This is a genomic window from Candidatus Bandiella numerosa (assembly GCF_021811875.1).
Taxonomy (GTDB): Bacteria; Pseudomonadota; Alphaproteobacteria; order Rickettsiales; family Midichloriaceae; genus Aquirickettsia; species Aquirickettsia numerosa_A.
The window spans coordinates 1-2,965 of sequence record NZ_JAJBJD010000138.1 but is presented as its reverse complement, the minus strand read 5'-3'; the positions used below and the strand labels follow the sequence as shown (position 1 = coordinate 2,965).

Here is a 2,965-nt window from a genome sequence, read left to right as displayed (position 1 = left end):
TCTTGAATTCCTATTATTCTATCAGCTTTTATACCAAACTTATCGTTCTTCTTTATATGAATCTAATTTTTTAAATCCATTTATTGCATATCTTCCTTGCTTTGCATTTATGCAACGGCCTTTATTAATGTTTTTTAAGGTGTCTGTCAGCTGATATCTTAACTATTACAGCTAAAGCCTATGGAAGAAGACTTTCAAGAATTTCAAGAATTTCAAAAACTTCAAGAATCTCAAGAACATTTAAAATTCCTAACACCCGATAAAAACCATTCCTTAACTTTCTCAAACTTAGAAAAGTTATTAAATGCTCCTAAAAAATATGATGATATTGATGACACCAGCACAGAAGCTGATAACACCAGCACAGAAGCTAATACGGAAGAAAAGTTATTTGTTGTTGATGAAGATATGTGAAGCTAAATTTGGAATTTGATGAAAACAATTATGGTGGCGATCTTTGATTTATGCAATAGTTAGTGATGCAAAAGCATATTGCCATATTGCTTGTCTTATTATCGTAATTGGATATCTATAGTTATTGGGCAATGCCAACAATGAAACTCATTTCAAGTTGACAAAATTTAATTTTAAAGATATTAGGTTTATAGTGGAATGTTGATCTAGATATGCCGAATTAGCTCAGTGGTAGAGCAACCGCCTTGTAAGCGGTAGGTCGTCTGTTCAAATCAGACATTCGGCACCATATTTTTTGTGAGATGACCGTATTTTTTATAAGATGATTAAAAATATAAAAGCTAACATATTAGTTATTGAGGATGAACCGGAGATTTCATATACCATTAAAAATTACTTAGAACAAAAGAATTTTACCGCAACCATATTAAGTGACGGTATCAATGCAATAGAAATTATTACAAAATGTGAACCAGATTTAATTGTTTTAGATTGGTTACTACCGGGAAAATCTGGTATAGAAATATGTGCGGACCTAAGAAAAACACCTGCTACTGCAAAGATTCCTATATTGATGCTGTCATCAAGAGGTGAAAATTTTGAAAAGGTAGTTGGCCTTGATAATGGTGCTGACGATTATATATCAAAACCTTTTAATAGCTCAGAATTGGTTGCAAGAATTAAAGCATTACTTAGAAGGGCTAGACCAGTGTTTTCAAATACTAAATTAACATATGCTGGAATAGAAATTGACCCTGAAAATTATAAAGCATACAATGACAAGATGGAATTGAAATTGTCACCAATTGAATTTCAAATGCTTCAAATTTTTTTAGAAATACCTGAAAAATTATATCTAAAAAAACTTTAATGAATAGAATATGGGGAGCTACAGTTTATGTTGACCAAAGAACAGTAGATGTCCATATTACAAGATTGCGTAAGGCGATAAGCAAAGCTAGTAATACTAAATTTGAATTAATTAAAACAGTAAGATCTGTTGGCTATATACTTAAGTCATGAAACCACAAATTATAATTACATTTGTTAATGCTTTCACCACAAATGCAAACCATGGTAATCCAGCTGCTGTATGCATTATAGATGATTTTCCTGATATTATTGAAATGCAGAACATATCAACTAAAAATAATATTTCAGAAACGGCATTTTTAAAAAATACTTCTAAAAATAATTTTGATATTAGATGGTTTACACCTGTGTCTGAAGCCCCAATCTGCGTTCATGCAACATTAGCTTCTGCGCATGTATTATACCAAAACAAAATAATTGAGAAAAATACCGAAATAAATTTTTTTAACTCCAATAATAAATTTATAGCTTCTGAAATGAATGGATGGATAAGTTTAAATTTCCCCAGTGTTAATATAATAAAAATGAAGTCAAATAAGGTTATTGATGAGATTTTAAAAAACCTTAATATTATTTACTTAGGCATTTCAGGAAATATATTATTTGCAGAGTTGAAATATAATAATGAAGTAAGAAATTTTATACCAAATTTGGAATTAATATCATCTCTTCCATATAGAGCGCTATTAATTACCTCAAAAGATAATAAATATGATTTTATATCAAGATATTTCGCTCCTTCTGTTGGCATTGATGAAGATCCAGTTTGTGGTTCGGCACATTGCAGATTAATACCATATTGGGCTAAAAAATTAAAAAAGGACGAAATGATAGCGTATCAAGCGTCAATGAGAGGGGGGATAATCAGATGCAAAGATTTAGGTGATAGAGTAATTATTTCTGGTCAGGCCATAACCACTCATAACTATGAATTCCCCATATTACAAAAAGTTAAATATAAATAAAGACTCAAAATTAGCTTTTAAAATCTATACTCATGGGGTATCTATTTGTTATATGTTAAAAGGTATTAATAAATTATGCTGAAAAATTACACTTGGGATGAATATTTTATGACTCTGTCTTATCTTATATCAATGAAAAGCAAGGACCCAAGCACAAGAGTAGGAGCTGTAATTGTTGGAGTTGACAATGAAATTATTTCAACAGGCTTTAATGGGTTACCCAGAAATATTGATGATAAATTAAGCAGGTATACTGATAAAAACTACAAATATCTTTCTTCAAACCATGCCGAGGAAAATGCTATATTGCACTGCGCAAGAAATGGGATATCATCAAAAGGATGCTCTATTTATACACCTTGGATACCATGCTCTAGATGTACTAAAAGCATAATTCAAGCTGGAATAATTGAGGTAATATACGATGAGAATTTTCCAGGAAATATTAAAGATAATCAATATGCAAATTGGCAAGAAAGTATTGAAATATCAAATGAATTGATGCTTGAAGCAAATATAAAAATAAGAAAATTTTCAGGCAAATTAATAAACTTGAAAGGATTGTATCAAGGAAACGAATTTGAGATTAAAGACCATTGCATAATAGGCAGAAAGAAACATATATGATAGAATGAAAAGATAAGTACATACGAAAGAGGAGGCAAAATGTCATTTTTAGTAAGAGAAGCAGAAGAACGTATAGAGAAGAGTAA

The 2,965-nt window shown here is 30.3% G+C and carries 5 protein-coding genes and 1 tRNA gene; all 6 read left to right on the top strand.

The genetic code is table 11. The annotated features are described in order from the left end of the window. Window positions 1-180 precede the first annotated feature (180 nt). The 6 genes from L8D11_RS04640 (at window position 181) to L8D11_RS04615 (ending at window position 2,879) form a co-directional block, all read left to right on the top strand. Window positions 181-414: a hypothetical protein gene (locus L8D11_RS04640; protein ID WP_236870504.1), complete on the top strand. Its 234-nt coding sequence runs from the start codon at window positions 181-183 to the stop codon at window positions 412-414. 214 nt (window positions 415-628) lie between these two features. Beyond that, a tRNA-Thr gene (locus tag L8D11_RS04635) sits at window positions 629-703 on the top strand. A 33-nt stretch (window positions 704-736) separates the two neighbouring features. After that, window positions 737-1,285, top strand: coding sequence for a response regulator (locus L8D11_RS04630; protein WP_236870503.1), 549 nt, complete (start codon window positions 737-739; stop codon window positions 1,283-1,285). Next, window positions 1,285-1,437: a winged helix-turn-helix domain-containing protein gene (locus L8D11_RS04625; RefSeq protein ID WP_236870502.1), complete on the top strand. Its 153-nt coding sequence runs from the start codon at window positions 1,285-1,287 to the stop codon at window positions 1,435-1,437. Before L8D11_RS04630 ends, L8D11_RS04625 begins: the two co-directional genes overlap by 1 nt. Further along, window positions 1,434-2,252, top strand: coding sequence for a PhzF family phenazine biosynthesis protein (locus tag L8D11_RS04620; RefSeq protein WP_236870501.1), 819 nt, complete (start codon window positions 1,434-1,436; stop codon window positions 2,250-2,252). Before L8D11_RS04625 ends, L8D11_RS04620 begins: the two co-directional genes overlap by 4 nt. A 75-nt stretch (window positions 2,253-2,327) precedes the next feature. Further along, window positions 2,328-2,879, top strand: coding sequence for a deoxycytidylate deaminase (locus L8D11_RS04615; RefSeq protein WP_236870500.1), 552 nt, complete (start codon window positions 2,328-2,330; stop codon window positions 2,877-2,879). Window positions 2,880-2,965: the final 86 nt, after the last annotated feature.